Origin of the sequence: Methanocalculus chunghsingensis, from assembly GCF_018132105.1 — an archaeon.
Taxonomy (GTDB): Archaea; Halobacteriota; Methanomicrobia; order Methanomicrobiales; family Methanocorpusculaceae; genus Methanocalculus; species Methanocalculus chunghsingensis.
On record NZ_JWHL01000014.1, the window covers coordinates 35,014 to 57,616 of the forward strand.

Sequence of the window (22,603 nt, forward strand, 5' to 3'; positions counted from 1 at the left end):
TGGTGGCTTTCGATGAAGAGAAACAGAATGATCGCGATCTCCCGAAACCGGAGAGCGATCATTTCAGGGAGAACCAGAATACCACACCACGAAAGAAAGATTTTTTCTCTTTTTTACGTCGAAAGGGAGAGCAGAAGAGCCCATCTGAACCCAACGACCCATCCAGGGAGGTGAACGATGACCGTATCGTACAAGACCCGCTCCAGCAGATCCCTCCTCTCGAAGAGGCCGTGATCCTCCCGGAGAATCGCGAAGAGGAAGAGGCATTGCCCCCTGATGCACCCCCTTCACCTGATGAGACCCCGGAATCAGAGATGATCACTCCTGATGATCGTATAGGTGAAGAAGAGGAGGGGATCACCTTAACGCGCGCTGATCCGGTCGATGCCGCCGCTCAGGGACCCGGATTGCCGGAGAGGCGGTCACTCCTCAGAATCTTCGGGAAGAAAGAAGCAAGCCTCCTGATTCCGGAGTATGAATATGAGACCATCGGGCCTCTTGTATCTGCCGTCCTGAAGGAGAAAGAGGAGGAGGTCGATTCGTACTGGATTGAACCCGGACTCTCCCTCGTATCGATCACGTACAACAGAGAGACGAGGCTGAAGGAATATCATCTCTTCGAACCGATCCTGACAACATTTGAATATGAGCTGCTTGAACGGCTGTACGAGGATCTCCGCGATATCCTCATCCTGACGGATATTGAGATCCGGGAGAAGCCCGCCATCATCCTCTTCAGAAAGACTGAAGATCTCCTCCACCAGTATGGCCTGATCCTTGAGCCGGAGACGATGTACAAGATACGGTACTATCTGAAGAGGAACTTCCTCGGCTGGTCACGGATAGAGCCGCTGATGAAGGATCTCGATATTGAGGATATCTCCTGTGACGGACATGATATCCCGATCTTCCTTTACCACCGTGTCCATCGGAACATCAGAACTAATATCAGATTTCCGGAACGGCAACTGAATTCGCTTGCAATCACCCTCGCCCAGCGATCAGGCAAGCATATCTCAATCGGAAACCCGATCCTTGATGCGACCCTCCCCGACGGCTCCCGCCTGCAACTGACGCTTGGAACCGAGGTGACGAGCCGGGGCTCATCATTCACCATCAGGAAGTTCAGGCCGGAGCCGTTCACCCCGGTGGAACTGATGGAGAAAGGTACCTTCACCGTCGATCAGCTCGTCTACTTCTGGCTTGCCATCGAGAACAACAAGAGCCTTCTGTATATTGGAGGAACCGCATCCGGGAAGACCTCGTCACTGAATGCGATGTCACTCTTCATCCCGCCGCTTGCAAAAGTCGTCTCGATAGAAGATACCCGTGAGATTATGCTTTACCGGGAGAACTGGATCGCCAGCGTCACCCGTGAATCGGTCTCATCAGAGGGGAGCAGAAGCATCAATATGTTCGACCTCCTCAAAGCGGCGATGCGGCAGCGGCCGGAATATATCATTGTCGGCGAAGTACGTGGACCGGAGGCGCAGACCCTCTTCCAGGCGATGAACACCGGCCATACCACCTACTCGACGATGCATGCCGGCGGGGTTGATGCAACGATTCACCGTCTCGAATCCGAGCCCCTGAATGTGCCCAGGAACATGCTCCAGGCATTGAATATCATCTCGGTCCAGGCACTCATCTTCCGGGGAAGTGAACGGGTCAGGAGATGCCAGGAGATCGTTGAGATCACAGGGATTGAACCAAACTCAGGGAATGTCCTCCTCAACAACGTCTTTGAGTATGATCCCGTCTCTGATCAGATGAAATATTCCGGGAGATCCCATGTCTACTCTGCCATAGCCGCAAACAGGGGATGGAGCAGGGAAGAGCTCTCAGCTGAGATTGAACGCCGCAGGCAGGTGATCACTGCGATGCATGACCAGGGAATAACTGATTTCAAATCAGTCTCAGAGATCTTCTCGGTCTTTGCGATCACCCCGGATCTGATCCTCGCAGAGATTGGGGATCTCAGGCAGGTCCTCACATGATGTTGTACGAACGGATCCGGCGGCTTGCCCGCCGTGACCCTCTCCGGTTCCAGCATATCAGAAATGATATCCTCTCCGCACGGATGGGGATCACCGTCGAGCGGTTCTTTTTTAATGCCCTCCTTATGGGATGCCTGACGGGTGGTATCTTCGGTATTCTCTTCTTCTTCCTTGCGGGTGTCTTTGAACCGATCGTCATATCACAGGCCGCCTATGAGTTCTCCCGCCAGAACCTCCTGAGAGTACCGCTCCTTGGTGAGCTTCCATTTGAGGATCTCCTCTTCCGGAGTGTTGCATCAATTATCATATTCTGCATATCCGCCTATGCCGCCTTCCGGTTAGCACTTGCATTTCCGGCCCTTGTAAAATCCAATCGTGCAACACGAATTAACCTGACACTCCACAATGCCGTCGCCTATATGTATGCGATGAGGAGGGGAGGGGCAGAACTGATCGAGATCTTCCGGTCACTCTCTGAGAACGCTCATGTCTATGGAGAGGTCTCACTTGAATTTCGGCAGGTGGTCAGGGACTGTGATTTCTTCGGCCATGATATCGTCTCCGCACTCCGTGAACTTCAGCTCTCCACACCGTCTGCAAAGATGAAGGACTTCATCCAGGATCTCCTCTCGGTCATCGAGAGCGGGGGGAACATGACAGGGTTCCTCCAGGCAAAGGTCAATCTCTACCAGGATGAGGCACGGTTTGAGCAGAAACAGTTTCTAAGCACCCTCTCCCTCGTGGCAGAAGGGTATGTCACCCTCTTCGTCGCCGGGCCACTCTTCCTGATCATTGTCATGGTTGTTATGGGGATGATGGGGCCTGGCGCACTGATGCAGCTCAACATCGTCATTTATGCCTTGATACCTATCGGAACAGCGATCTTCATCGTCTTCATCGATATGATCACCTCCCAGCCTGATAAGGTGCAGCGGTATTCAATCGTCCAGGAGCTGCATGAGTACCCCGATGTCAGGGTCAGGGATATACAGAAAAGTCATGAGAAAGGACTCATCGAGAGGCTGAAAAAGTACGACAGAATGACACGGGTTCGCGAGTTCTTCTCAGATCCCCTTCATTACTTTCTTGTCCTTCCAAGTCGGGTCTTTTACTTCACCGTCCCGATTGGGATAATCTATCTCACCTTCTGGTATCTTCAGATCCCCGATTATGGGAATACCGAGCTCTTCATCCGGGTATTTGACGATTACGTCATCGCCACATTCCTCATCATCTTCGGCCCGTATGCCATTGCACATACCATCTGGAGCAGGCGGATCAGTGAGATCGAAGCATCACTCCCCGACTTCCTCCAGCGGCTGGCAGGGATCAATGAGGTCGGCCTCACTATTGCCAAGGCACTCTCAATCCTCGTCAGGACGAATCTCGGCCTTCTCAGTTATGAGATCAAAAAGATCAAGCGTGATCTCGAATGGGGTGCCAATGTGGAAGATGCTCTTGTCAGGTTTGAGGAACGCCTCTCAACACCATCCATCTCCCGCACAGTCACCCTGATCACGCGTGCAAGCGCGATGAGCGGCGAGATCGGACAGGTACTCAACATCGCCGCAAGTGATGCCGAGATGAGCGAGACCCTCAAGAGAGAACGGGGAGGGGAGATGTTCCTTTATACCGCCGTCGTCTACCTTGCCTTCTTTGTCTTCATCTTCGTCGTGATGGTCATCGGAACCCAGTTCCTTCCGGTCATTGAGATGGCAGATACCGATAGTGCACCTGCCGGGACAGCCTTCTCGGCAGTCGGTGCGATATCAGCACTCACCTACGGCCGGCTCTTCTACCATGCCGTTGTCATCCAGGCGATCTGTTCAGGACTCCTCGCAGGGCTGATGGGCGAATCGACACTGGCTGCCGGCGTCAAGCATTCCTGTATCATGGTCCTTGCGGCCTTTGTGATTTTTGCAATCTTTTAATCGGAAACTTTTCTGCGATACCCTTATTATATCTCTACGGGAAAAGAAACGTAGGTGATTGAACCATGTGTACTGTTGGTGGAGCCCATGATGTGGAGATGGAAGAGGATCGGGTAAAGGGGAAGGATTACCGGTGCCGTGACTGCAATGCAACCTTCAAAGCGGTTGGGAAACATCCCATCTGTCCGACCTGCCAGTCCGATAACCTCACAGAAGCATGATCCTGACACCAGGTGATCGTGCAGTCCTCATCAGAGGACATACTTCTTTTCTCATTGTTGCCCGGGCAGGGAGGCGCTTTCCCCTCATCATCGATACCTTCGATGACGAATTTGTCCAGGGTATTATGCCTGATGACATCATCGCCGTCTCTGCACCCGAAGGAGGGTTTGTCCGGCCGGCACAGTATCTTCTTGATCTCGTCCGGCTCTATGATCAACCCCTTCTGGTTCTTCCAAAAGAGCATCCGGGATCAAAAAGGCTCAGATATCTTCTATCAGCAGGCCCGGAGATCCACCTCTCATGCGGGATAATCCGGGGCACACATCCAGAGCAGCATCTCCTCTGTTCAGGTGAAGATCTCTCCGGAGGCGTATTATCCGGCAAAGATGGCGTTATTTTTGTTGAAAACCTTTCTGGGGTAAAATCATGGAGCTATCTCCCGAATGAGCCTCTGGAAACAGAACAACAATTATAAGAGCTTCCATCAACCAATTATTCTGTTGCCGTGAGAGGAGGGTTGGATGAAAACTGAGGTTCTGAAGAGCATCAAAAAGACCGAAGAAGAGTACCGTCTGATGATCGAAAAAGCATCGGCTGAGCGTGAGCAGATCATTGCAAATGCCCGGGTTGAAGCTGATAATCAGATTGCCAAGGCGGCATCTGTCGCCGAGGAGTACAAGAAGAAGCGTCTCACAGATGCACGAAACGAAGCTGCAAAGAAGCATTCCCTAATCCTGGAGGAAGGCAGAAAGCAAGCTGAATCACTCAGATCAAAGGGTAATAAGCGACAGAAAGAAGCTGTTTCTTTACTCATCGAGAGATTCAAGGAGAGAGTTCATGTTACAGCCTAAGACGATGACGCGTCTGCTCATTGTTGGATCAAAGGAGCAGATGTCGTCAGCTGTGACTGAACTATATCGTCATCACCTATTTCACATCACCGATTATACCGATCAGGGGAAAGAAGGGTTTGAAGGAGTCCGAATCGGACAGCCGATGGCAGGAGCAACTGAGCTCTCAACCGATCTCATCAAGATCCGGTCCATCGAGAATACCTTCGGACTGACACCTGACGATTATCTCGGCGCCCCGAAACGTCCTGCGGCCTCGATCAGAGAGATTATCGAGCGTGACCTACCAAAAATTGAAGAAAAGGTCAGCAATCTCACGGCACAGCGATCATCGGCCGAAGCACGAATCAGGGTAAACGAACAGCGTATCGCAGAGTTAGAGCCCTTCTCCGTGATACCACTGGAACTTGGTTTATATCATGGATATGATTCCATATCAGTCATCGCAGGACGAACATCCCGCGACATCGATATTCCTGTTCCACATGAAAAATTCTACACACCCGCCAAGAGTGGCGGCACAATGGTCATCTTCTTTAAAAACGGAGATCGGAGTGCCGTCGAAGAGGCTCTGGGGAACGCAGAATTCCAACAGATCCCGATTCCGGCGGAGGATGGATCTGTCCGACAGAAGATCGACCAGTACAGGTCAGAGATCTCTACCTTAAACGCAGAGATTGCGGAGATCGACCGGAAGATTGAAACACTCAAATCCGAGAACGGGCAGTTCCTCGCAGCATGTGACGAGGTTCTGAGTGCAGATGTCGAGCAGGCAGAAGCGCCACTCAGGTTCGCAACCACCGAGCTCATCTTCATCGCCGATGGCTGGGTGCCGACGGGTGATGTAGAGACCGTCAAATCCGGGCTGTCACAGGCAACCGGCGACCGGATCCTTGTGATGGAAGCGGAAGAGAGTGCGGGTGAACAGAGCAAACCACCGGTTGAGTATAACAACCCGGATTTTGCAAAACCGACACAGACGATTGTGGATATTTATTCACGACCCAAGTATGACGAACTTGATCCGACATTGATGATTGCGATCATATTCCCATTATTCTTCGGAATTATTCTTGGAGATATAGGGTATGGATTGGTTCTGCTTGGTCTTGCACTCGGTCTGAAACGGGTGCTGAAAGGTGAAACTGTCGAACATCTACTCAATGTTCTAAGAAACGCCAGTATATCAGCCATCATATTTGGTGTCATATATGCCGAGATATTCGGTGCTCATCCAGGTGCCCTGGATATTGAGCTCTGGGAACCACTTCTGAGCAGACACCTGCTTATCGGATCACACGCCCATCACCAGGGTGATATCGCTGTTCTTCTGGTATTTGCAGTATGGCTGGGCATTCTTCAAATGACCATGGGTAGATGCATGGGAGTTGTCAACCATTATCGTCACCGTGATATGGTACATGTCATGGGACAGGTTGGCTGGATAGCATTAATGTGGGGTGCACTCCTCCTTATCTGGTCTATTGCAGCGATTCCGCTGATGCCTGACCTGACGATGCTCCCGGCAGTTGTAATGGGACTGAATGCAGCAGGTATTATTGGTCTTCTGCTTCTTGTGGCAGGAACCATTGCAGTCATGAGAGAATCTCCTCTCGAACTTATTGAGATCCCCTCGATCGTCAGCCATGCGCTCTCCTATACGCGTCTTGCCGCTGTCGGTCTTTCATCAGTGGCGATTGCAATGGTGGTAAACTTCATCGCTATCGAGATGCTCATTGAGCCAAACCTCAAAGAGCTGACCGTTGTCGGAATTATCATTATTGTGGTCGGAATTGCCGTCCTTCTCGTAGGCCATCTTCTCAATACGGCACTTGGTCTCCTTGGAGGCGGTCTGCAGTCTCTCAGGTTGCAGTACGTTGAGTTCTTCACCAAATTCTACAAAGGCGGTGGAGAGAAGTATAAACCATTTGGAATGAAAAAGAGATTAACGGAGGATTAAAAATGGATTTAGCAACAGCAATCGTAACAGTTGAAATGGTCGAAGCATCGCAGATGGGTATGAAGGCACTTGGAGCCGGACTTGCAGTAGGTCTCACCGGTATTGGTGCCGGTGTTGCCGAAATGGGTATCGGTGCAGCTGCTGTAGGTGCAACCGCAGAGAACAAGGATATCTTCGGTCTGGCACTTCTGCTTACGGTTATTCCGGAAACGATCGTCATCTTCGGCCTTGTTGTCTCACTGCTGATCCTGTTCTGAGTGGAGCCGACAATGGGACTAGAAGTTGTCGCAGAAGAGATCAGGGAGAAGGGGCAGAGAGAAGCCACTGCTATCCGGAATGAGGCCAACGAAGAGGCCCAACGGATCATAGCTGCAGCAGCAGAAAAGGCATTGTTGATCAAACAGGATGCAGAGACAGAGATAGAGCGGCAGATCGGCCAGATGATGGCACAGGAGATCTCAGCCGCAAATCTCCTCGTCAAGCGTGAAGTCCTCAACGCGCAGAAAGAGATGCTCGATGAGATCTATAACGAGACGAAGGTCGCTATATCAGAGCTTTCCGAGACCGCCCATGCAAAGGCGGTCCGCGAACTCCTCAAGGCGATCGTTAAGGAGATCAAAGAAGGACGTGTCTTCTGCAACAGTCGTGATAAACAAGCCGTGGAGGCTGCCCTCTCCGAACTGAAGACTCTGAGCGGATACTCGTTTGGCGGTGTCATCGATATCGATGGTGGCGTCGTTGTCAAAAGTGCAGACGATCAGCTGACCATAGACCTCAGCTATCAGACCTTCCTCGACGAAGTCTGGGAATCCGGGTTAAAAGACGCCTCGGATATTCTCTTTGGGTAGGGGGAATGAGCTGATGTCTGTGGTGACTGGCGGAACAGCGCCCTATGTCTACGTCTGCACGCGAATGCGTGTCCGTAAATCCAAACTGCTCCCGCGAGAAGAATACCTCCGGATGCTCAATATGAGCCTTCCCCAGATCACCCGTCATATCGAGGAGATGGAGTATAAACGGGAGATCGATGAGCTTGCCGCATCCTTCGACGGGATAGATCTCGTCGAGGAGGCACTCTCCTGGAATCTCGCAAAAGAGTTCCAGAAGATTCTGGAGATCACCCCTGGCATCCTTAAGCAGTTCACCAAATCCTATCTCCGCAGGTGGGACATCCAGAATGTTCTCACCATCATCCGTGGTAAGAACCAGGGGATGAAAGCAGGGAAGATCAAGGAAGTCGTCGTACCGGCTGGATCACTCGATGTACAGTTCCTGGACCGGATGATCTCAGAAGAGTCCAGCGAACGTGCAATCGAGATGCTCAAAGGGCTCCCCCTCTATGCCGTCATCGAACGGGAGCTGCCTGCCGCGATCGAGAAGGGATCCTTTGGACGACTTGAGAACGAACTCTACCGCCAGTTCTATGCCGATCTCATTAATGAGGCATCCGGCGGACTGAAGGGTGGAGATCAGTTCCTCAAATCCATCCAGCTGGATATCGATACCAGAAATATCAAGACAATCTTCAGGCTGAGAGGGCATGTCAGCTCACAGGAAGAGATGGAAGGTCTTTTCATTCCCGGTGCCTCGTTCAGCGAAGAAGAACTCAGGCGGCTCTCACAGATGGAGAGTATCGATGAACTTATTGATGCTCTGAAGAAGAAGGTAAGGAGCTCCACACTTGTTGAGGTCCTGGAGGGGCTTCGTGAAGAGAAACCCATTCATGAAGTCGAAAATGCCCTGATCCGTGCACAGCTTGAGTATATGGATCGGCTCTCGAAGAGAAATCCATTCTCAATTCATCCGATTCTCGTCTATCTTGAGAAGAAGAAGTATGAGGTGACGAATCTTCGGGCACTCGCACGGGGGAAGCAGGCAAACCTTCCTGCTGAGAGGATCGAGAACTATCTGGTGATATGATGGAGATCGCAGTAATCGGAAAAGATGAGTTTATTCTTGGCTTCCGGCTCGCAGGGATTCATAAGACCTATGCAGCTGAAACCCCGGAGAAACTCACAGAGGCGATCACTCGGACCCTTGAGGATCCGAATGTGGGCATCCTCGTCCTCCAGAGTACAGATATGGAACAGGTCCCGAGAAAACTCCAGGTAGCCCTCGAGAACTCGGTGAAACCAACCGTCATCTCCATCGGTGGCGAAACAGGTGGTCTCTCCCTGAGAGAGCGGATAAAGCGATCAGTGGGTGTTGATCTGTGGAAGTAAGAAAGCAATCAGGAATTCTCAAAAGGATTGCGGGGCCCGTGGTCACCGCAATCAACCTTGACGCACATATGTATGATGTCGTCAAGGTAGGTAATGAGGAGCTGATGGGTGAGGTGATCAAGATTGATGGTGAGAATATCATCATCCAGGTCTATGAAGACACCTCCGGTATCAAGCCGGGTGAGCCCGTCACCAACACGGGCCTCTCGCTCGCAGTCGAGCTTGGGCCCGGGCTCCTGACCAGTATCTATGATGGTATCCAGCGACCTCTTGAGGTCCTCGTCGATAAGATGGGGAACTTCATTGAGCGTGGTGTGACTGCCCCCGGTCTTGACAGATCGAAGAAGTGGGAATTTAAAGCACTCGTCAAAGCAGGTGACCGGGTCCAACCAGGCCAGATCATCGGCGAGGTCCAGGAGACGAACAAGATGCATCGGATCATGATCCCCCCCAACGCAAAGGGCGGGGTCGTCAGGTCGATCAGCTCAGGATCATTTACAGTCGATGAGACCGTCATCACCCTTGAGGATGGATCTCAGTACCCGATGATGCAGATCTGGCCGGTCCGTGTTCCACGTCCGGTAACAGAGAAGAAGAACCCGAAGATCCCGCTCAACACAGGGCAGCGTATCCTTGATGGTCTCTTCCCAATTGCAAAAGGCGGAACGGCAGCTATTCCGGGACCATTTGGTTCAGGAAAGACCGTTACCCAACAGCAGCTTGCAAAATGGTCTGATGCAGAGATAGTCGTCTATATCGGCTGTGGTGAGCGTGGCAACGAGATGACCGAGGTTCTTACAGAGTTCCCGCATCTCGATGATCCAAAGACCGGAAAGCCCCTTATGGAGCGGACCGTCCTGATCGCCAACACCTCAAACATGCCGGTGGCTGCACGTGAAGCATCGGTCTATACCGGAATCACCATCGCGGAGTACTTCCGTGACATGGGCTATGATGTCTCCCTGATGGCAGACTCTACCTCCCGGTGGGCTGAGGCAATGCGTGAAATCTCAAGCCGTCTTGAAGAGATGCCAGGTGAAGAGGGATATCCTGCATATCTTGCTGCCCGTCTCTCTGAGTTCTATGAGCGTGCGGGTCTCGTCGATACGCTCGCAGGTGGATCCGGATCCGTTACTGTCATCGGGGCAGTCTCCCCACCAGGCGGTGACTTCTCCGAGCCGGTTACCCAGAACACACTCCGTATTGTGAAGGTCTTCTGGGCACTGGATGCAAAACTCTCCCAGCGGCGGCACTTCCCTGCAATTAACTGGTTAAACTCGTACTCCCTGTACCTTGACCAGCTCCATGACTACTATGACGAAAATATTTCCCCTGAATGGAACAAGCTCCGTTCCTGGGCGATGGAAGTTCTTCAGAAGGAGTCAGAACTGCAGGAGATCGTTCAGCTCGTCGGATCCGACGCACTCCCCGAATCTGAGCAGATCACCATCGAGGTTGCCCGGATGCTCCGTGAGATCTTCCTCCAGCAGAATGCCTACGATGATGTCGATACCTACTGTGACATGACGAAGCAGTTTGATATCATGAAGGCCATCAAGGTGTATGCTGAGCTTGCATATGCTGCACAGGTTGCCGGTGTTGCTCCGCAGCAGATCATCAGCATCAAGGCGAAGTCAGATCTCCCGCAGACCAAGTTCACCCGTGACTACAAGCCGATGCTTGAGCAGATCCATAAGGATATGGAGTCTGAGTTCACCGCACTGAGGGCAGGAGCATGAAGGAATATAAGACAGTGACCAAGATCGCCGGTCCTCTCGTCTTTGTCGAGAAGACCGAGCCGGTCGGATACCAGGAACTGGTCAACATCGTGCTCGCAGACGGCACCATCAAGCGTGGCCAGGTCCTTGATACAAGCGATGATCTCGTCGTCGTGCAGGTCTTTGAGACGACTGCCGGTATCGGCAGGGACTCTGGGATCAGGTTCCTTGGTGAATCGATCAAGATGCCGGTCGGACGTGAAATGCTCGGCCGTATCCTCTCCGGAGGCGGGAAGCCCATCGACGGTGGACCTGAGATCGTCCCTGAGAAGCGGCTCGACATCACCGGTGCCGCGATCAACCCATACGCACGTGGAAACCCGAAGGACTTCATCCAGACAGGTATCTCCACAATCGACGGTACAAATACCCTCGTTCGTGGACAGAAGCTTCCGATCTTCTCAGGATCAGGTCTTCCCCACAATGATATCGCGCTGCAGATCGCACGTCAGGCAAAGGTTCCAGGCTCAACTGAGTCTTTTGCTGTCGTCTTTGCTGCAATGGGTATCACAAAAGAGGAAGCCAACCACTTCATGGAGGACTTCGAGCGGACCGGTGCTCTTGAGCGTGCGGTCGTCTTCTTAAACCTTGCAGACGATCCGGCTGTCGAGCGTATCATCACCCCGCGTCTCGCACTGACCACCGCAGAGTATCTTGCATACGAGCTTGGATACCATGTTCTTGTCATTCTCACGGACATGACCAACTACTGTGAGGCGCTCCGTCAGATCGGTGCAGCCCGTGAAGAAGTTCCAGGCCGACGTGGATATCCGGGATACATGTATACCGATCTCGCCAACATCTACGAGCGTGCCGGTATCATCAAGGGAGTCAAAGGCTCTGTCACCCAGATTCCTATCCTGACGATGCCGGGTGATGATATCACCCATCCGATCCCTGATCTCACCGGGTACATTACCGAGGGTCAGATCGTTGTTTCCCGTGAACTTCACAGGAAAGGCATCTACCCGCCGATTAATGTTCTTCCATCGCTGTCGCGTCTGATGAACCTCGGTATCGGCGAGGGACTGACTCGTGATGACCACAAAAAGGTCTCGGATCAGCTCTATGCAGGATATGCGGAAGGAAACGATCTCCGTGGTCTCGTCGCAATCGTTGGAAAAGATGCGCTCTCCGAGCGTGATCGGCTCTTCCTTGAAATTGCAGACTACTTTGAGAACCAGTTCGTCCGTCAGGGCATTAATGAAGATCGGACCATTCAGAGAACCCTCGATGTCGGCTGGGAGCTCCTTGCAACACTGCCGGAAGAGCAGCTCGTCAGGATCGACCGTGATCTGATCAGGAAGTACCATCCCAAGTACCGGAAGGAGTAACCTGCCATGGCGCTCCGCGACGTAAAGCCGACCCGATCTGAGCTGATCGCCCTCAAGAGGAGGATCAAGCTCTCAGAGCGCGGCTATAAGCTCCTGAAGATGAAACGTGACGGGCTGATCCTTGAGTTCTTCAAGATCCTTGAACAGGCGAAGGACACCCGCGACGAGCTTGCCCGGAAGTATGAACGGGCACAGGAGATGATCGCCATCGCAGATACGGTTGAAGGCGCCATCGGTGTGAAGGCTGCTGCCTTCTCTGTTGGAGATGTACCACAGATCGAGCTCAAAAGCAAGAACATCATGGGAGTCGTCGTCCCTGACATCAAATCCTCAAGTGTGAGGAAGAACCCGATGGAGCGGGGATACGGCATCATCGGTACCTCTTCGGTCATTGATGAGGCCGCGGATGCGTTTGAGGATCTCCTCGAGACGATCATCCACAACGCTGAGATCGAGACGACGATGAAAAGGCTCCTCGATGAGATTGAACGTACCAAACGGCGTGTCAACGCTCTTGAGTTCAAGGTCATCCCCGAACAGACGGAGGCACGTGACTTCATCAAGATGCGTCTCGATGAGATGGAGCGTGAAGAGCTCTTCCGCTTAAAGAAGATTAAGGCCCGGTCACAGGCCTGATCCATCCTTTTTTAGAATAAAAAACGTATAACCATAATACGACCCATATTCCCGAAATATCCTGATCTCCTTCTCCATCTCCGATAAAAAGTCCATAATCCCGGGCGTATCATATATCTTCTTCCAGATCTCAATCTGCCCGATCACTGGCGTGTAATACTCTTCCCATGCCTTCCTCGAAAGCCGTGGTGTGGCTATTACAGAATAGCCCGCATCTTCTGCATCCCGTATCCGATCGTCATCCGATCCGATCCCCGGACAATCTTCTTCCCAGAATCTTCGGAGCTCTTCGGGTGGATCGGATCGATGCCAGCAGATCTCGGATACAACGAGATGTCCCCCCTCTTTCAGCAGAGGTCGCCAGGCGGTCAGGCCTGCGGAGAAACCCATGGTATAGATCGCCCCCTCAGACCAGATCAGATCAACGGAGCTTTTTTTGCATGGAAGACTATCCATCGATCCACAGACAGGAGAGACCTCCCGCATCGCCACCAGCTCCCTGAGGTACGGCAGATGAATATCGGCTGCGATGATCCTGCTATCCGGTTTTGCTGCTGCAAGTACTCGTGTCTGACGCCCTTTCCCTGATCCGATATCGAGTATCACCGGAGACTCCGGGATCTCAAGAGAGTCGATGATCTCTCTGGTTACCCGGTCATCCCCCGGTCCCAGCATCGTGAGCTCTTCAAAAAAGGTAAAGATATAATCCATGATGGATATGCTTGGGCTTTATTAGAAATGAATATTGTCTAGGTCTTCATATGATATATCAGGAGTTCGGCAGGTAGTTTTATGGCATTTGGTACATTGCAGGATGTTGATATCAGAGGAAAGACGGTGCTTGTGCGGGTGGATTTCAACTCTCCTATCGATCCCACATCAGAGATGATCCTTGATGATAAGCGTTTTCGAGAGCATATCCCGACGATCAGGGCACTTGAAGATGGAAAGGTCGTCATTGTTACACACCAGAGCCGGCCGGGGAAGAAAGATTTTACCACGCTTGCATCACATGCAGAGAAGCTTGAACGCTTGATCCACCGGCCTGTCACCTATATTGATGATATCTTCGGACGGACCGCACATGAAGCGATCCGGACGATGCGGGCGGGGGAGATTCTTATGCTCGAAAACGTCAGATTCAATGCCGAGGAGAATCTGACGATGAAACCGGAGGATGCGGCAAAGACCCATCTCGTTCGCCGCCTCTCTGAGATGGGGGATCTCTTCGTCAATGATGCCTTCGGAACTGCACACCGCTCACAACCAACTGTTGTAGGGATACCACGAGTGATGAAGACGGTCGCCGGTCTTCTGATGGAACGTGAGATAACGATGCTCTCAAAGGTCTCGTCAGGCGCACCCCACCCGATCACCTTCATTCTGGGTGGAACCAAGGTGGATGATTCCATCGCTGTTGCCGATCATGTTCTCAGGAATGGGATCGCAGACAGGATCCTTGCCATTGGTGTCGTGGGAAACATCTTCCTTGCGGCAGAAGGAAGAGCGATCGGAGAGCCTTCACGCCAGTTGATCGAGAGCCTCGGATATACCGGGGAGATCCAGAAAGCAAGGGATATCCTTGCGCAATATGCGGATCAGGTTCTCCTCCCCGAAACAGTTGCAGTACGAGAGAAGGGGGAGAGGGCCGAGTACCCGGTGAGCGGAATTCCACAGGATACTCCGATCCTTGATCTCGGATCCGAATCGGTACGAAGCATGGTTGACCAGATCCGATCCTCAGGCACCATCGTCTTTAACGGTCCCGCCGGTGTCTTTGAGGATCCAGACTTTGCTATCGGGACGTATGAACTCGTCCGAGCAGCAGCAGGTGTCGAGTTCTCCGTCGTCGGGGGAGGCCATACCGCCGCTGTCATCGAGAAGATGGGGCTTGAATCAGCATACTCCCACCTCTCAACAGGCGGGGGAGCCTGCATCGAGTTTCTGACCGGCAAGAAGCTCCCTGCTGTAGCAGCACTTGAGGCATCCTGGGAGTATTTCGGGCGATAGGGCAAAGAAAAGATTATTCTTTTGGAGTTTCCACTACCTCATCAACGATCGAGCTGATCTGGGTCAGGAGGAGGGGATCAAGACCTTTCGCAGCGCTCAGGTACACCCCCTTGAGATCAAGGAGCCGGATCTTGTTTGAGAGAAAATGGATGAATTTTGAGATATTCGGTGATGAGAGATAGATGAGGAGGGTACTGATGGAATCAAATATCAGAGCGGTATCCTCTTCTTTTCGCTTCTTCAAAGCCTCTGTTATGGCGATACCGAGCTCTGTGAGATTTCCCGGGTTTGAGGTGAACGTGGTATTCTCCTGATCGGCCGGTGCTGAACCGAGCGAATACTTCGTTATCGCATCGATGAAATGGATCTTCTCCATCACAATACCTTCTTTTCTGTACAGATTTGCAAGGATCGATGACGGGATGTTTGTCGTGACGATGATACAGGAGGTGTTCTTCCTCACAAGATCATTGACGATATTCAGGTTCATCTGTTTCATTCTGGAAGGATCTGAGATATAGAGATATATCGACGACCCTTCACTATCTGCAATACCCATTCCTTCACTCCTCGTCCATCAGGAACCGCCGGTACGATTCCGGTATCTCCTCAAGGCCGCTGATGATGGACTGCTGGAGATCACCGACATTCTCGACGATCTTCATCGCATGCTTCACCTGAATGAGAAGTGTTGTACTGAGTTCCTCATCAGTGATGGCACCAGCCTGATGGAGATGGCGAATCTCCTCGAGAGTATGGGCAATGATCTCGACCGGGTTTTTGATCCGGAGTGCCGCTTCAGTCACATAGGCGATGAGTGCACGTTCTGCCTTTCGGATCTCGGTGAGATTCCTGCCGATGACCGCTATCCCGGTGACAATCCCTCGCTCATCGAGGATCGGGGAGAGGGAGAGGGAGAGTTCAAGCTCTTCACCACCTTTTCGTATCCGGCGTGTCTCCAACTGTTCAATCCGCTCACCACGCTGGACACGCATGAGTATTCCCTTCCAGTCATCCAGATAACCCGGGGGGATGATCTTTGCGACACTTTCTCCGATCATCTCGTCTGCAGAGTACCCGAATGTCTCCTCGGCACCATGATTCCAGGAGATGATCGTTCCATCCGGCTTTTCTCCAAGGATCGCATCCGGGGTCATCTCGATGATGGCCCCGAGTACTGCCCGAAGTTCATGAACCTTCTTCACCGTATCGATATTGGTGAGGATATGAACGGCCCCGATGACTGCCCCGCTCTCGTCCTTCACCGGATCGACGGAGACCTGGTACCAGTGGTTCGCAAGGTTGACGGTATATATCTCGCGTCTTCCTGTTACTTTCGCCTTGACAAACGGGCACCCCCGGATGAAGGTCGGGGTATGGTGGACAACCCGGAAGCACTGCTCACCAAGAATCTTCTCGGGCGGGAGTCCGAGGAGTCTGCCTGAAGCACTGTTTGCATGAAGAATGACCCCGTTTGTATCCAGATAGAAGATGGGGTCCTCGATCGCCTCAAAGGTCCTCTTCAGGATATCAAATTCAGATAGATTCAGTTCTTTTCCCTCACTCATCCTGACCAACTAACTGGTATTACCGATTTAAAGCTGATAAACGCTTTGGAATGGTTCATGGGGAGAGAAGAGTTGTATAGGCCACCCGGTGCGGGATCGACCGCTCGATAGGGATGGCGGTATCCGGCATGAGGAAGATGGAGAGCCGGAGCCGGTCACCTGAAACCAGAGGTCCGGGAAGGACGATCAGGATATCAAAGCTTTCACCAAGACCGATGGTTGATCTATCACCGGTTTCCCTGATAATACGGGATTCTCTCCGGTGGAGTACCATCCATTCACCAGAAGAGAGGGGAGATTGATGCGAGGGGGTGAGCCGGATCTTTTCATCACCTTGATACAAAAAGACCGATATTTTGTTGATATCAACTGCAATATCGCCGATAACCGGTGAGAAGGATACCCTGACGGCTCCGATGGCCTCCTCATTATGGACAGAAGGGAGTATTACAACACCATCTGTTTCACGGGGAACCGAGGAGTAGCCGAGCGGATCACCGGCAACCTGCATCGTGCCGCGGCTGACCTCAATCGCCCGTACATATAGGCCCTTCGGCTCTTCGCCAGGAAAATACATGAAAAGATACAAGGTGACGGTGATGATCATTATCAGCAGAAGAAGATGAAGAATGATCGAGAGGATCGATATGGCATCATCCTGATCGATCGGTCTCATCAGGGGAATTATATAACTATATTTTTATAAATATTTCCGAGGCAGTCGGGAGGTACCCCCACCAGGTACCTCTCATCAGAGATCCCCTCCGATACCCTTAAGGGTACTGGCTCCTGTCAGGATATATGGAATATACTGTAGTTGATGGAGAGGAACGCGGAGATCTGGTCCTCTATGCACTCTCCACCTGCCGGTGGTGTGCAAAGACAAAAGAGCTGTTGCAGAGCCTGAACCTGAAGTTCCGGTACATCTATGCCGATCTTCTCTCCCCTGAAGAGCTTGAGGCGGTGATCACCGAGGTCGAGCGGTTCAACCCTGCGGGATCCTTCCCAACCCTTGTGATCAATGGGAAAGAAGCGATCGTCGGCTACCGTGAAGATGACATCCGGAGGCTGTTTGCCCGATGACTCCTGAGCCGACAGAGGAAGAGATTGCCACTCTTGAAGAGATGCTTGGATCTGAAGCGGAGGCACATGGCTACCACCTCACCCCGGACAGGGAGGCGCTGCATGCACTTCTGAAGGGGCTGATCACAAACTCCCGCCGGTATGGATATCCGGCATGCCCCTGCCGCCTCTCTTTTGGAAGGAAAGAGGAGGATATCGATATCATCTGCCCCTGTGACTACCGGGATCAGGACATCGATGAGTATGATGCCTGCTACTGCTCCCTGTACGTCTCAAAAAAGGTTCTCTCAGGAGAGGAAGAGATCGAATGTATACCGGAACGGCGGCCACCACGTGCTGAACGGAAGAGAGAGATTGTCATAAAAGAAGGGGCTGGATTTGCCCTCCCGGTCTGGCGCTGTCGTGTCTGTGGATATCTCTGTGCACGGAAACACCCGCCGGAGACCTGCCCGATCTGCGGCGTTGATAAGGATCGGTTTGAGCGGTTCGCCTGAGGTGTATCATGGGTGCGCAAGAGATCGCAACATTCGCGGCAGGATGTTTCTGGGGTGTTGAGGCGGCGTTTGCCGAACTTGACGGTGTCATATCGACACGGGTCGGATACACCGGGGGGGTAGTGGATAACCCGACCTATGAGGATGTCTGTTCCGGGAGTACCGGTCATGCAGAGGCAGTCGAGGTGACGTTCGATCCCGCAATCATCTCCTATGATCATCTGCTGATACGGTTCTGGACGATGCATGATCCGACGACACTGAACCGGCAGGGGCCTGATATCGGGAGCCAGTACCGCTCCGCCATCTTCACGCATTCCGATGAACAGTATGCACAGGCGGTCGCCTCCCGGGATCGGATGGATACGTCAGGCCGGTTCAGACGTCCGGTCGTGACCGAGATCATTCCTGCAGGACGATTCTGGCCTGCTGAAGAGTATCATCAGCAGTACTTTAAAAAACAGGGGAAAAACGGCTGTGGAGTGAGGTTCTGACGATGGAGTTTATGGAGGTACTCACCACGCGGTATAGTGTCCGGGCGTATCGTCCGGATCCGGTGAGTGACGAGATCCTGGCAGAGATCCTTGAGGCCGGCCGCCTTGCGCCGTCTGCAGTGAACCGCCAGCCATATAGGATATACATCCTTCCAACAAAGGGGCATGAAGAGAAACTTGCCGATATCTATCCGAAGAGCTGGTTTGCATCCGCCCCCCTTCTCCTCTGCGTGACAGCAGCCCCCGCAGAAGCATGGACGCGGAAGGACGGGGTCAACTATGCCCTTGTGGATGCGGCAATTCTGATGGACCATATCATCCTTGCGGCAACCAGTCTCGGGCTCGGGACCTGCTGGGTGGCTGCCTTCGATCCCAGGGCGGCACGTCGCCATCTTCATCTTCCGGACGGTGAGGAGCCGATCGCCTTTACCCCGCTCGGGTATCCGGCAGACAGACCTCCGGAGAAGAAGAGGAAGCGGATCAAGGAGCTGGTTGTACAGGGATGGCCTTTGGACTGACGGGATCATGATACCTGTCGGATCGGTATCTTCACACAACGACAGAGGCGGTTTCAGCATCGGTGATGACCCGTTTCAGGATATAAGAACTCCACAAGGAGATAGATATCTTATATCATAAAAAAGAGATGCAGTTATATGAACAGCCCGGTTCAGACGATAGCCATCGCGATCACCTGCCTCTTCATCGGGGTTGTGATCGGCTCCCTGGTAACGCCCATCTATGAGAGGGATGATGCATCAACCTCCCTCATCCATCTTCAGTCAGATATCACCGAAGCCCTTGAAGCGCTTGATCATGACCTCGCTGTCGCCGCATATGCACTCGGCGAAACCGGCATCGAGGGGGATGACGCACGTGAGATCCTCCTCTCACTCAGCAAGCGCCATCCGGCGATCATCGACTGCACCACCGTCGATCCGGATGGGATCATCATCGCAGCAGAACCGCCCGCCTATCATACCGTCGAGGGGGTCGATGTCTCCCACCAGCAGGCGACCCGACATATTCTCATGACGAAACGACCGATCATGAGCGGGATCATCCCGGTTGTGGAAGGAATGGAGGCGACCTTCATCGGATCCCCCATCTTCTCGCATGGCGAGGGGGCAGCTACTGAAGGGCAGTTCATCGGATTTACATCCATCGTCTTTCATCCGGACGTATTCCTCGATGAAATAGTCTCACCAGTCATGGCGGGAACCCCCTATACGGTAACTATTGTGGATACGGAGGGGCGGGTCCTCTATGATACCGATCCCGACCAGATAGGCCTCCCCCTCGATGATCCCGCCTATAGCCCGTTCCCTGAGCTGATTGCTCTTGTCACACGGGTCACTGAGGAGAGGCAGGGAAAAGGAACCTATATCTTCCGCGGAGAGACGAAGGAAGCGATCTGGACGACAGTCAGCCTGCATGGAGAGGAGTGGCGGGTCTCGGTTGTCCGGGTGGTTGGATGAACACAGCTCGCACATAACAAGAAAAATTTTCTACTATAAATCAATTTTTATTTACTAAAGATCCAAATACTTGATGAGAATCACGTTTTTTTATATATAGATCAATCATTATCATGAAAAAACGACACCTTTATACCTTTGCTTAAGATATAGTATTACGATTAGTAATTATTTTTCGATGGTAAGGGGTTAAGATACTATGAGAATACACACAGTAGGAATAGTCTTTGTAACTGTGAGCATACTGCTGACAGCAGGGTGTGTTGGCGGCGACCCGGCTGATCATGAGAACGTCCTCCGGATCGGAACGCCGATGGAGATAAAAAGCCAGAATGTCTTTGGAGATTATAATCTTGGTATCTTCTTCGCCCTCTCAAACCCGACACTCTCTCGGATGAACGAGAATGGTGAGATTATCGGGTATCTTGCATCTCATTATACCGTTTCAGATGATAACCGGATCTGGACATTTTATATCGATGACTCATTCTTCTGGAGTGACGGAACACCAGTCACCCCTGAGGATGTCGCCTTCTCAATAACCACGTACGGAGAGAAGATACCATCAGCACGCTGGATCGGTGAAAACCTGGATGATATTTTGATAGGTGACAACTATGTCAGCTTTATCTTTACCCAGCCGTACACCACCATTGATCTGGAGTTCTGCTCATACAGAATTGTTCCTGCACGAGACTGGGAGTCCATTGATGAGCCTCTCCAATATACCAGCAGAGGACCATATACCGGATCAGGGCCCTTCTATCTGGATGATATCAATCTTCAGGCAGGAATACTCACATTCGAGAGAAACCAGCACTGGAGAGGAGAAGAGCCATCAATCGACCGTATCGAAGTTCATTCGTACAGCAACATTGACAGCGCCATGCTTGCTCTTGAACGGGGAGATGTTGATACCTTCTACCGATATGCTGGATCATATCCATATACCGGCATCCAGCGTCTTGAAGCAACCGGAAATTTCGATTTTATCGAGACAACAAATGTCGGGCTGATATTTCTCGGACTGAACCTGAAGAGCGCACCAACAGATGATCCGGCATTCCGTGAGGCGATCGCATATGCCATAAACTATGAAGAGATCATCCGGATCGATGCTCTCGGATATGGAGAAGTGCCAAACCGTGGATTTGTTCCTCCATCAATGGAATTCTTCAGGGATACACCCCCCCTCTCATACAATCCGGCCCATGCAGAAGCGCTTCTTGATGCTGCCGGATATGCGGACAAAACCGGAAACGGCTACCGGCAGGGAAAGGATGGAGAAGAAATCGGGCTTGAGATTCTTATCCGATCAGAATACGCACGTACCGGCGAGCTGATAGCCGACTATCTCAATGATATCGGGGTGAGAACAACCATCAAGACCGTGGATGCAACAACCTGGTTTACATTAAAGGATAGTTACTCCTATGATCTGACGATTACCCGGACGACACCCTGGGGAATGTATATGCATGCAGGATATGGAACCGGGTATTTTGACAGCAGAAGGACCGGGCAGGGTGTTCTGCATTACCTTGATGACCCCCCCTTCCTTGAACTCTGTGATATGATGCGGGATACAACAGATCCCTCCCTACAGCGTGAGTACGCATGGCAGATGCAGGATTATTATGCGGAAAACCTCCCTGGAATCGCGCTCTATTGGAATAAGATTGTGACACCCTACAATACGGCATTCACCGGATGGAAGACCGATCCGCTCTATGGAATCTACAATATGGAGACATTTGTCAATATACAGAGGTCTGGTGCATGAGTGACGAAGCCGCATGGGTTACAGCACTGAATGCATGCACCTACCATAAAATCCTCAAGGAGCGGCAGATAAGCCATGATAAGTTCTGGCGGGAGTATGGTCTCTACGATGAGATGATCCGACACTCAGGGTATCCGGGGGAGATTGTCCCGACAATTCTCTCCCGTATTGAACCGGAATCAACCATCCTGGATATTGGTGCAGGGACAGGGGCTTTTGCAATCCCGCTTGCAGAAGCGGGCCACCATGTCATTGCGCTTGATCCCTCGGAATATCACCTCTCCATCCTTAAAAGCAAAGGTGAATGTGAGATGATCTGTTCTCTATGGGATGAAAAAGCAGCCGGGGAGATCCCGCCTGTTGATTATACCCTCGCTGCATACAGTTTCATCGATGAAGGTATCACCAGTTTTCTCAGGCGGGCGATCAACCATGGAAAGAAAGGTTCATTCTTCATCTATCGGGCAGGAGAACGTGATCCCCTCCTTGATTTTGCAAGCGGTCCTGCCGAGCAGATAAGCTACAGGCATATCACCGCTATCCTTGAAGCCCTCGGTATTGAATACCTGCTTGATGGATTCATACGGAATTTCCATCTTCCCTTTGAACTAGCCCTGAAGCGTGCAAGGAACACACTCAGGACAGAGGAAGAGATAGTTTCATTTCTCAGGGATCATCAGCGGCTTCATATGGAGAAGGAGATACTTCAGGTTGCTTTTCGGGATGAGGATATGCTGATCACCATCAAACGATAAGGCGGGT

Annotated in this window: 25 protein-coding genes; 21 read left to right on the forward strand and 4 right to left on the reverse strand. The window is 51.9% G+C overall.

The annotated features are described in order from the left end of the window. Positions 1–314 precede the first annotated feature (314 nt). The 13 genes from RJ53_RS08810 (at position 315) to RJ53_RS08870 (ending at position 12,931) form a co-directional block, all read left to right on the forward strand. Complete coding sequence (locus tag RJ53_RS08810) at positions 315–1,997, forward strand: type II/IV secretion system ATPase subunit (RefSeq protein ID WP_211531291.1); 1,683 nt, start codon at positions 315–317, stop codon at positions 1,995–1,997. After that, positions 1,994–3,928 carry a type II secretion system F family protein gene (locus RJ53_RS08815; protein WP_211531254.1) on the forward strand — a complete coding sequence of 645 codons (1,935 nt, stop codon included), beginning with the start codon at positions 1,994–1,996 and terminating at the stop codon, positions 3,926–3,928. The genes RJ53_RS08810 and RJ53_RS08815 overlap by 4 nt, the downstream gene beginning before the upstream one ends. A gap of 65 nt (positions 3,929–3,993) precedes the next feature. Then, positions 3,994–4,149 (forward strand): hypothetical protein, encoded by a 156-nt coding sequence (locus RJ53_RS08820; RefSeq protein ID WP_211531255.1) that lies wholly within the window; start codon positions 3,994–3,996, stop codon positions 4,147–4,149. After that, complete coding sequence (locus RJ53_RS08825; RefSeq protein ID WP_211531256.1) at positions 4,146–4,625, forward strand: alpha/beta hydrolase; 480 nt, start codon at positions 4,146–4,148, stop codon at positions 4,623–4,625. The genes RJ53_RS08820 and RJ53_RS08825 overlap by 4 nt, the downstream gene beginning before the upstream one ends. Before the next feature lie 46 nt (positions 4,626–4,671). After that, a complete protein-coding gene (locus RJ53_RS08830) occupies positions 4,672–5,001 on the forward strand; it encodes an ATPase (protein ID WP_211531257.1) in 330 nt (109 codons plus the stop codon). Beyond that, positions 4,988–6,961 carry a V-type ATP synthase subunit I gene (locus RJ53_RS08835; RefSeq protein WP_211531258.1) on the forward strand — a complete coding sequence of 658 codons (1,974 nt, stop codon included), beginning with the start codon at positions 4,988–4,990 and terminating at the stop codon, positions 6,959–6,961. The genes RJ53_RS08830 and RJ53_RS08835 overlap by 14 nt, the downstream gene beginning before the upstream one ends. Positions 6,962–6,963: 2 nt before the next feature. Then, on the forward strand, positions 6,964–7,218 hold the full coding sequence (locus tag RJ53_RS08840) for an ATPase (RefSeq protein ID WP_211531259.1): 255 nt from the start codon (positions 6,964–6,966) through the stop codon (positions 7,216–7,218). Between the two features lie 12 nt (positions 7,219–7,230). Beyond that, a complete protein-coding gene (locus RJ53_RS08845; protein WP_211531260.1) occupies positions 7,231–7,809 on the forward strand; it encodes a V-type ATP synthase subunit E family protein in 579 nt (192 codons plus the stop codon). Positions 7,810–7,822: 13 nt separating this feature from the next. Beyond that, positions 7,823–8,881: a V-type ATP synthase subunit C gene (locus tag RJ53_RS08850; RefSeq protein WP_211531261.1), complete on the forward strand. Its 1,059-nt coding sequence runs from the start codon at positions 7,823–7,825 to the stop codon at positions 8,879–8,881. Next, the gene (locus RJ53_RS08855) at positions 8,881–9,183 is read left to right on the forward strand and encodes a V-type ATP synthase subunit F (protein ID WP_211531292.1); all 303 of its coding nucleotides are present in this window, start codon (positions 8,881–8,883) and stop codon (positions 9,181–9,183) included. The genes RJ53_RS08850 and RJ53_RS08855 overlap by 1 nt, the downstream gene beginning before the upstream one ends. Then, complete coding sequence (locus tag RJ53_RS08860; RefSeq protein WP_211531262.1) at positions 9,174–10,922, forward strand: V-type ATP synthase subunit A; 1,749 nt, start codon at positions 9,174–9,176, stop codon at positions 10,920–10,922. The genes RJ53_RS08855 and RJ53_RS08860 overlap by 10 nt, the downstream gene beginning before the upstream one ends. After that, the gene (locus RJ53_RS08865; RefSeq protein ID WP_211531263.1) at positions 10,919–12,295 is read left to right on the forward strand and encodes an ATP synthase subunit B; all 1,377 of its coding nucleotides are present in this window, start codon (positions 10,919–10,921) and stop codon (positions 12,293–12,295) included. Before RJ53_RS08860 ends, RJ53_RS08865 begins: the two co-directional genes overlap by 4 nt. A 6-nt stretch (positions 12,296–12,301) precedes the next feature. Next, a complete protein-coding gene (locus tag RJ53_RS08870; RefSeq protein WP_211531264.1) occupies positions 12,302–12,931 on the forward strand; it encodes a V-type ATP synthase subunit D in 630 nt (209 codons plus the stop codon). On the opposite strand, the gene RJ53_RS08875 is transcribed toward RJ53_RS08870, so the two are convergent. Continuing rightward, on the reverse strand, positions 12,920–13,642 hold the full coding sequence (locus RJ53_RS08875) for a class I SAM-dependent methyltransferase (RefSeq protein ID WP_211531265.1): 723 nt from the start codon (positions 13,640–13,642) through the stop codon (positions 12,920–12,922). The two genes, RJ53_RS08870 and RJ53_RS08875, sit on opposite strands and share 12 nt — an antisense overlap. An 81-nt stretch (positions 13,643–13,723) precedes the next feature. Between RJ53_RS08875 and RJ53_RS08880 the strand changes: the two genes are divergently transcribed. Further along, positions 13,724–14,941, forward strand: a complete 1,218-nt coding sequence (locus RJ53_RS08880; RefSeq protein ID WP_211531266.1) for a phosphoglycerate kinase — start codon at positions 13,724–13,726, stop codon at positions 14,939–14,941. A gap of 13 nt (positions 14,942–14,954) precedes the next feature. Here the strand turns inward: RJ53_RS08880 and RJ53_RS08885 are convergent, their stop codons facing one another. Genes RJ53_RS08885 through RJ53_RS08895 form a run of 3 tightly spaced genes read right to left on the reverse strand, consistent with a single transcriptional unit; the run spans position 14,955 to position 17,185 of the window. Beyond that, entirely contained in the window at positions 14,955–15,500 is a 546-nt protein-coding gene (locus tag RJ53_RS08885; RefSeq protein ID WP_211531267.1) for a DUF7504 family protein, read from the reverse strand. 4 nt (positions 15,501–15,504) lie between these two features. Beyond that, the gene (locus RJ53_RS08890) at positions 15,505–16,509 is read right to left on the reverse strand and encodes a PAS domain-containing protein (protein WP_211531268.1); all 1,005 of its coding nucleotides are present in this window, start codon (positions 16,507–16,509) and stop codon (positions 15,505–15,507) included. A 55-nt stretch (positions 16,510–16,564) separates the two neighbouring features. Beyond that, on the reverse strand, positions 16,565–17,185 hold the full coding sequence (locus tag RJ53_RS08895; RefSeq protein ID WP_211531269.1) for a hypothetical protein: 621 nt from the start codon (positions 17,183–17,185) through the stop codon (positions 16,565–16,567). Between the two features lie 125 nt (positions 17,186–17,310). On the opposite strand from RJ53_RS08895, the gene RJ53_RS08900 reads away from it, so the two are divergent. The 7 genes from RJ53_RS08900 (at position 17,311) to RJ53_RS08930 (ending at position 22,596) form a co-directional block, all read left to right on the forward strand. Then, the gene (locus RJ53_RS08900) at positions 17,311–17,592 is read left to right on the forward strand and encodes a glutaredoxin family protein (protein ID WP_211531270.1); all 282 of its coding nucleotides are present in this window, start codon (positions 17,311–17,313) and stop codon (positions 17,590–17,592) included. After that, positions 17,589–18,086, forward strand: a complete 498-nt coding sequence (locus tag RJ53_RS08905; protein WP_211531271.1) for a ferredoxin-thioredoxin reductase catalytic domain-containing protein — start codon at positions 17,589–17,591, stop codon at positions 18,084–18,086. Before RJ53_RS08900 ends, RJ53_RS08905 begins: the two co-directional genes overlap by 4 nt. An 8-nt stretch (positions 18,087–18,094) precedes the next feature. Continuing rightward, complete coding sequence (gene msrA, locus RJ53_RS08910; protein ID WP_211531272.1) at positions 18,095–18,580, forward strand: peptide-methionine (S)-S-oxide reductase MsrA; 486 nt, start codon at positions 18,095–18,097, stop codon at positions 18,578–18,580. A gap of 2 nt (positions 18,581–18,582) precedes the next feature. After that, a complete protein-coding gene (locus RJ53_RS08915) occupies positions 18,583–19,098 on the forward strand; it encodes a nitroreductase family protein (protein ID WP_211531273.1) in 516 nt (171 codons plus the stop codon). A 138-nt stretch (positions 19,099–19,236) separates the two neighbouring features. Continuing rightward, on the forward strand, positions 19,237–20,058 hold the full coding sequence (locus RJ53_RS08920; RefSeq protein ID WP_211531274.1) for a cache domain-containing protein: 822 nt from the start codon (positions 19,237–19,239) through the stop codon (positions 20,056–20,058). Between the two features lie 199 nt (positions 20,059–20,257). Then, a complete protein-coding gene (locus RJ53_RS08925; RefSeq protein ID WP_211531275.1) occupies positions 20,258–21,841 on the forward strand; it encodes an ABC transporter substrate-binding protein in 1,584 nt (527 codons plus the stop codon). Continuing rightward, complete coding sequence (locus RJ53_RS08930) at positions 21,838–22,596, forward strand: class I SAM-dependent methyltransferase (protein WP_211531276.1); 759 nt, start codon at positions 21,838–21,840, stop codon at positions 22,594–22,596. The genes RJ53_RS08925 and RJ53_RS08930 overlap by 4 nt, the downstream gene beginning before the upstream one ends. The last annotated feature ends 7 nt before the right edge of the window (positions 22,597–22,603 follow it).

Excerpts from the sequence above, each read along its gene's own strand:
- RJ53_RS08835 (WP_211531258.1), top strand. The coding sequence starts at position 4,988 with ATGTTACAGCCTAAGACGATGACGCGTCTGCTCATTGTTGGATCAAAG.
- msrA (WP_211531272.1), top strand. The coding sequence starts at position 18,095 with ATGGGTGCGCAAGAGATCGCAACATTCGCGGCAGGATGTTTCTGGGGT.
- RJ53_RS08870 (WP_211531264.1), top strand. The coding sequence starts at position 12,302 with ATGGCGCTCCGCGACGTAAAGCCGACCCGATCTGAGCTGATCGCCCTC.
- RJ53_RS08875 (WP_211531265.1), bottom strand. The coding sequence starts at position 13,642 with ATGGATTATATCTTTACCTTTTTTGAAGAGCTCACGATGCTGGGACCG.
- RJ53_RS08830 (WP_211531257.1), top strand. The coding sequence starts at position 4,672 with ATGAAAACTGAGGTTCTGAAGAGCATCAAAAAGACCGAAGAAGAGTAC.
- RJ53_RS08840 (WP_211531259.1), top strand. The coding sequence starts at position 6,964 with ATGGATTTAGCAACAGCAATCGTAACAGTTGAAATGGTCGAAGCATCG.
- RJ53_RS08845 (WP_211531260.1), top strand. The coding sequence starts at position 7,231 with ATGGGACTAGAAGTTGTCGCAGAAGAGATCAGGGAGAAGGGGCAGAGA.
- RJ53_RS08890 (WP_211531268.1), bottom strand. The coding sequence starts at position 16,509 with ATGAGTGAGGGAAAAGAACTGAATCTATCTGAATTTGATATCCTGAAG.
- RJ53_RS08850 (WP_211531261.1), top strand. The coding sequence starts at position 7,823 with ATGTCTGTGGTGACTGGCGGAACAGCGCCCTATGTCTACGTCTGCACG.
- RJ53_RS08895 (WP_211531269.1), bottom strand. The coding sequence starts at position 17,185 with ATGAGACCGATCGATCAGGATGATGCCATATCGATCCTCTCGATCATT.
- RJ53_RS08880 (WP_211531266.1), top strand. The coding sequence starts at position 13,724 with ATGGCATTTGGTACATTGCAGGATGTTGATATCAGAGGAAAGACGGTG.
- RJ53_RS08825 (WP_211531256.1), top strand. The coding sequence starts at position 4,146 with ATGATCCTGACACCAGGTGATCGTGCAGTCCTCATCAGAGGACATACT.
- RJ53_RS08915 (WP_211531273.1), top strand. The coding sequence starts at position 18,583 with ATGGAGTTTATGGAGGTACTCACCACGCGGTATAGTGTCCGGGCGTAT.
- RJ53_RS08900 (WP_211531270.1), top strand. The coding sequence starts at position 17,311 with ATGGAATATACTGTAGTTGATGGAGAGGAACGCGGAGATCTGGTCCTC.
- RJ53_RS08820 (WP_211531255.1), top strand. The coding sequence starts at position 3,994 with ATGTGTACTGTTGGTGGAGCCCATGATGTGGAGATGGAAGAGGATCGG.
- RJ53_RS08930 (WP_211531276.1), top strand. The coding sequence starts at position 21,838 with ATGAGTGACGAAGCCGCATGGGTTACAGCACTGAATGCATGCACCTAC.
- RJ53_RS08815 (WP_211531254.1), top strand. The coding sequence starts at position 1,994 with ATGATGTTGTACGAACGGATCCGGCGGCTTGCCCGCCGTGACCCTCTC.
- RJ53_RS08920 (WP_211531274.1), top strand. The coding sequence starts at position 19,237 with ATGAACAGCCCGGTTCAGACGATAGCCATCGCGATCACCTGCCTCTTC.
- RJ53_RS08905 (WP_211531271.1), top strand. The coding sequence starts at position 17,589 with ATGACTCCTGAGCCGACAGAGGAAGAGATTGCCACTCTTGAAGAGATG.
- RJ53_RS08885 (WP_211531267.1), bottom strand. The coding sequence starts at position 15,500 with ATGGGTATTGCAGATAGTGAAGGGTCGTCGATATATCTCTATATCTCA.
- RJ53_RS08810 (WP_211531291.1), top strand. The coding sequence starts at position 315 with ATGATCACTCCTGATGATCGTATAGGTGAAGAAGAGGAGGGGATCACC.
- RJ53_RS08855 (WP_211531292.1), top strand. The coding sequence starts at position 8,881 with ATGGAGATCGCAGTAATCGGAAAAGATGAGTTTATTCTTGGCTTCCGG.
- RJ53_RS08865 (WP_211531263.1), top strand. The coding sequence starts at position 10,919 with ATGAAGGAATATAAGACAGTGACCAAGATCGCCGGTCCTCTCGTCTTT.
- RJ53_RS08925 (WP_211531275.1), top strand. The coding sequence starts at position 20,258 with ATGAGAATACACACAGTAGGAATAGTCTTTGTAACTGTGAGCATACTG.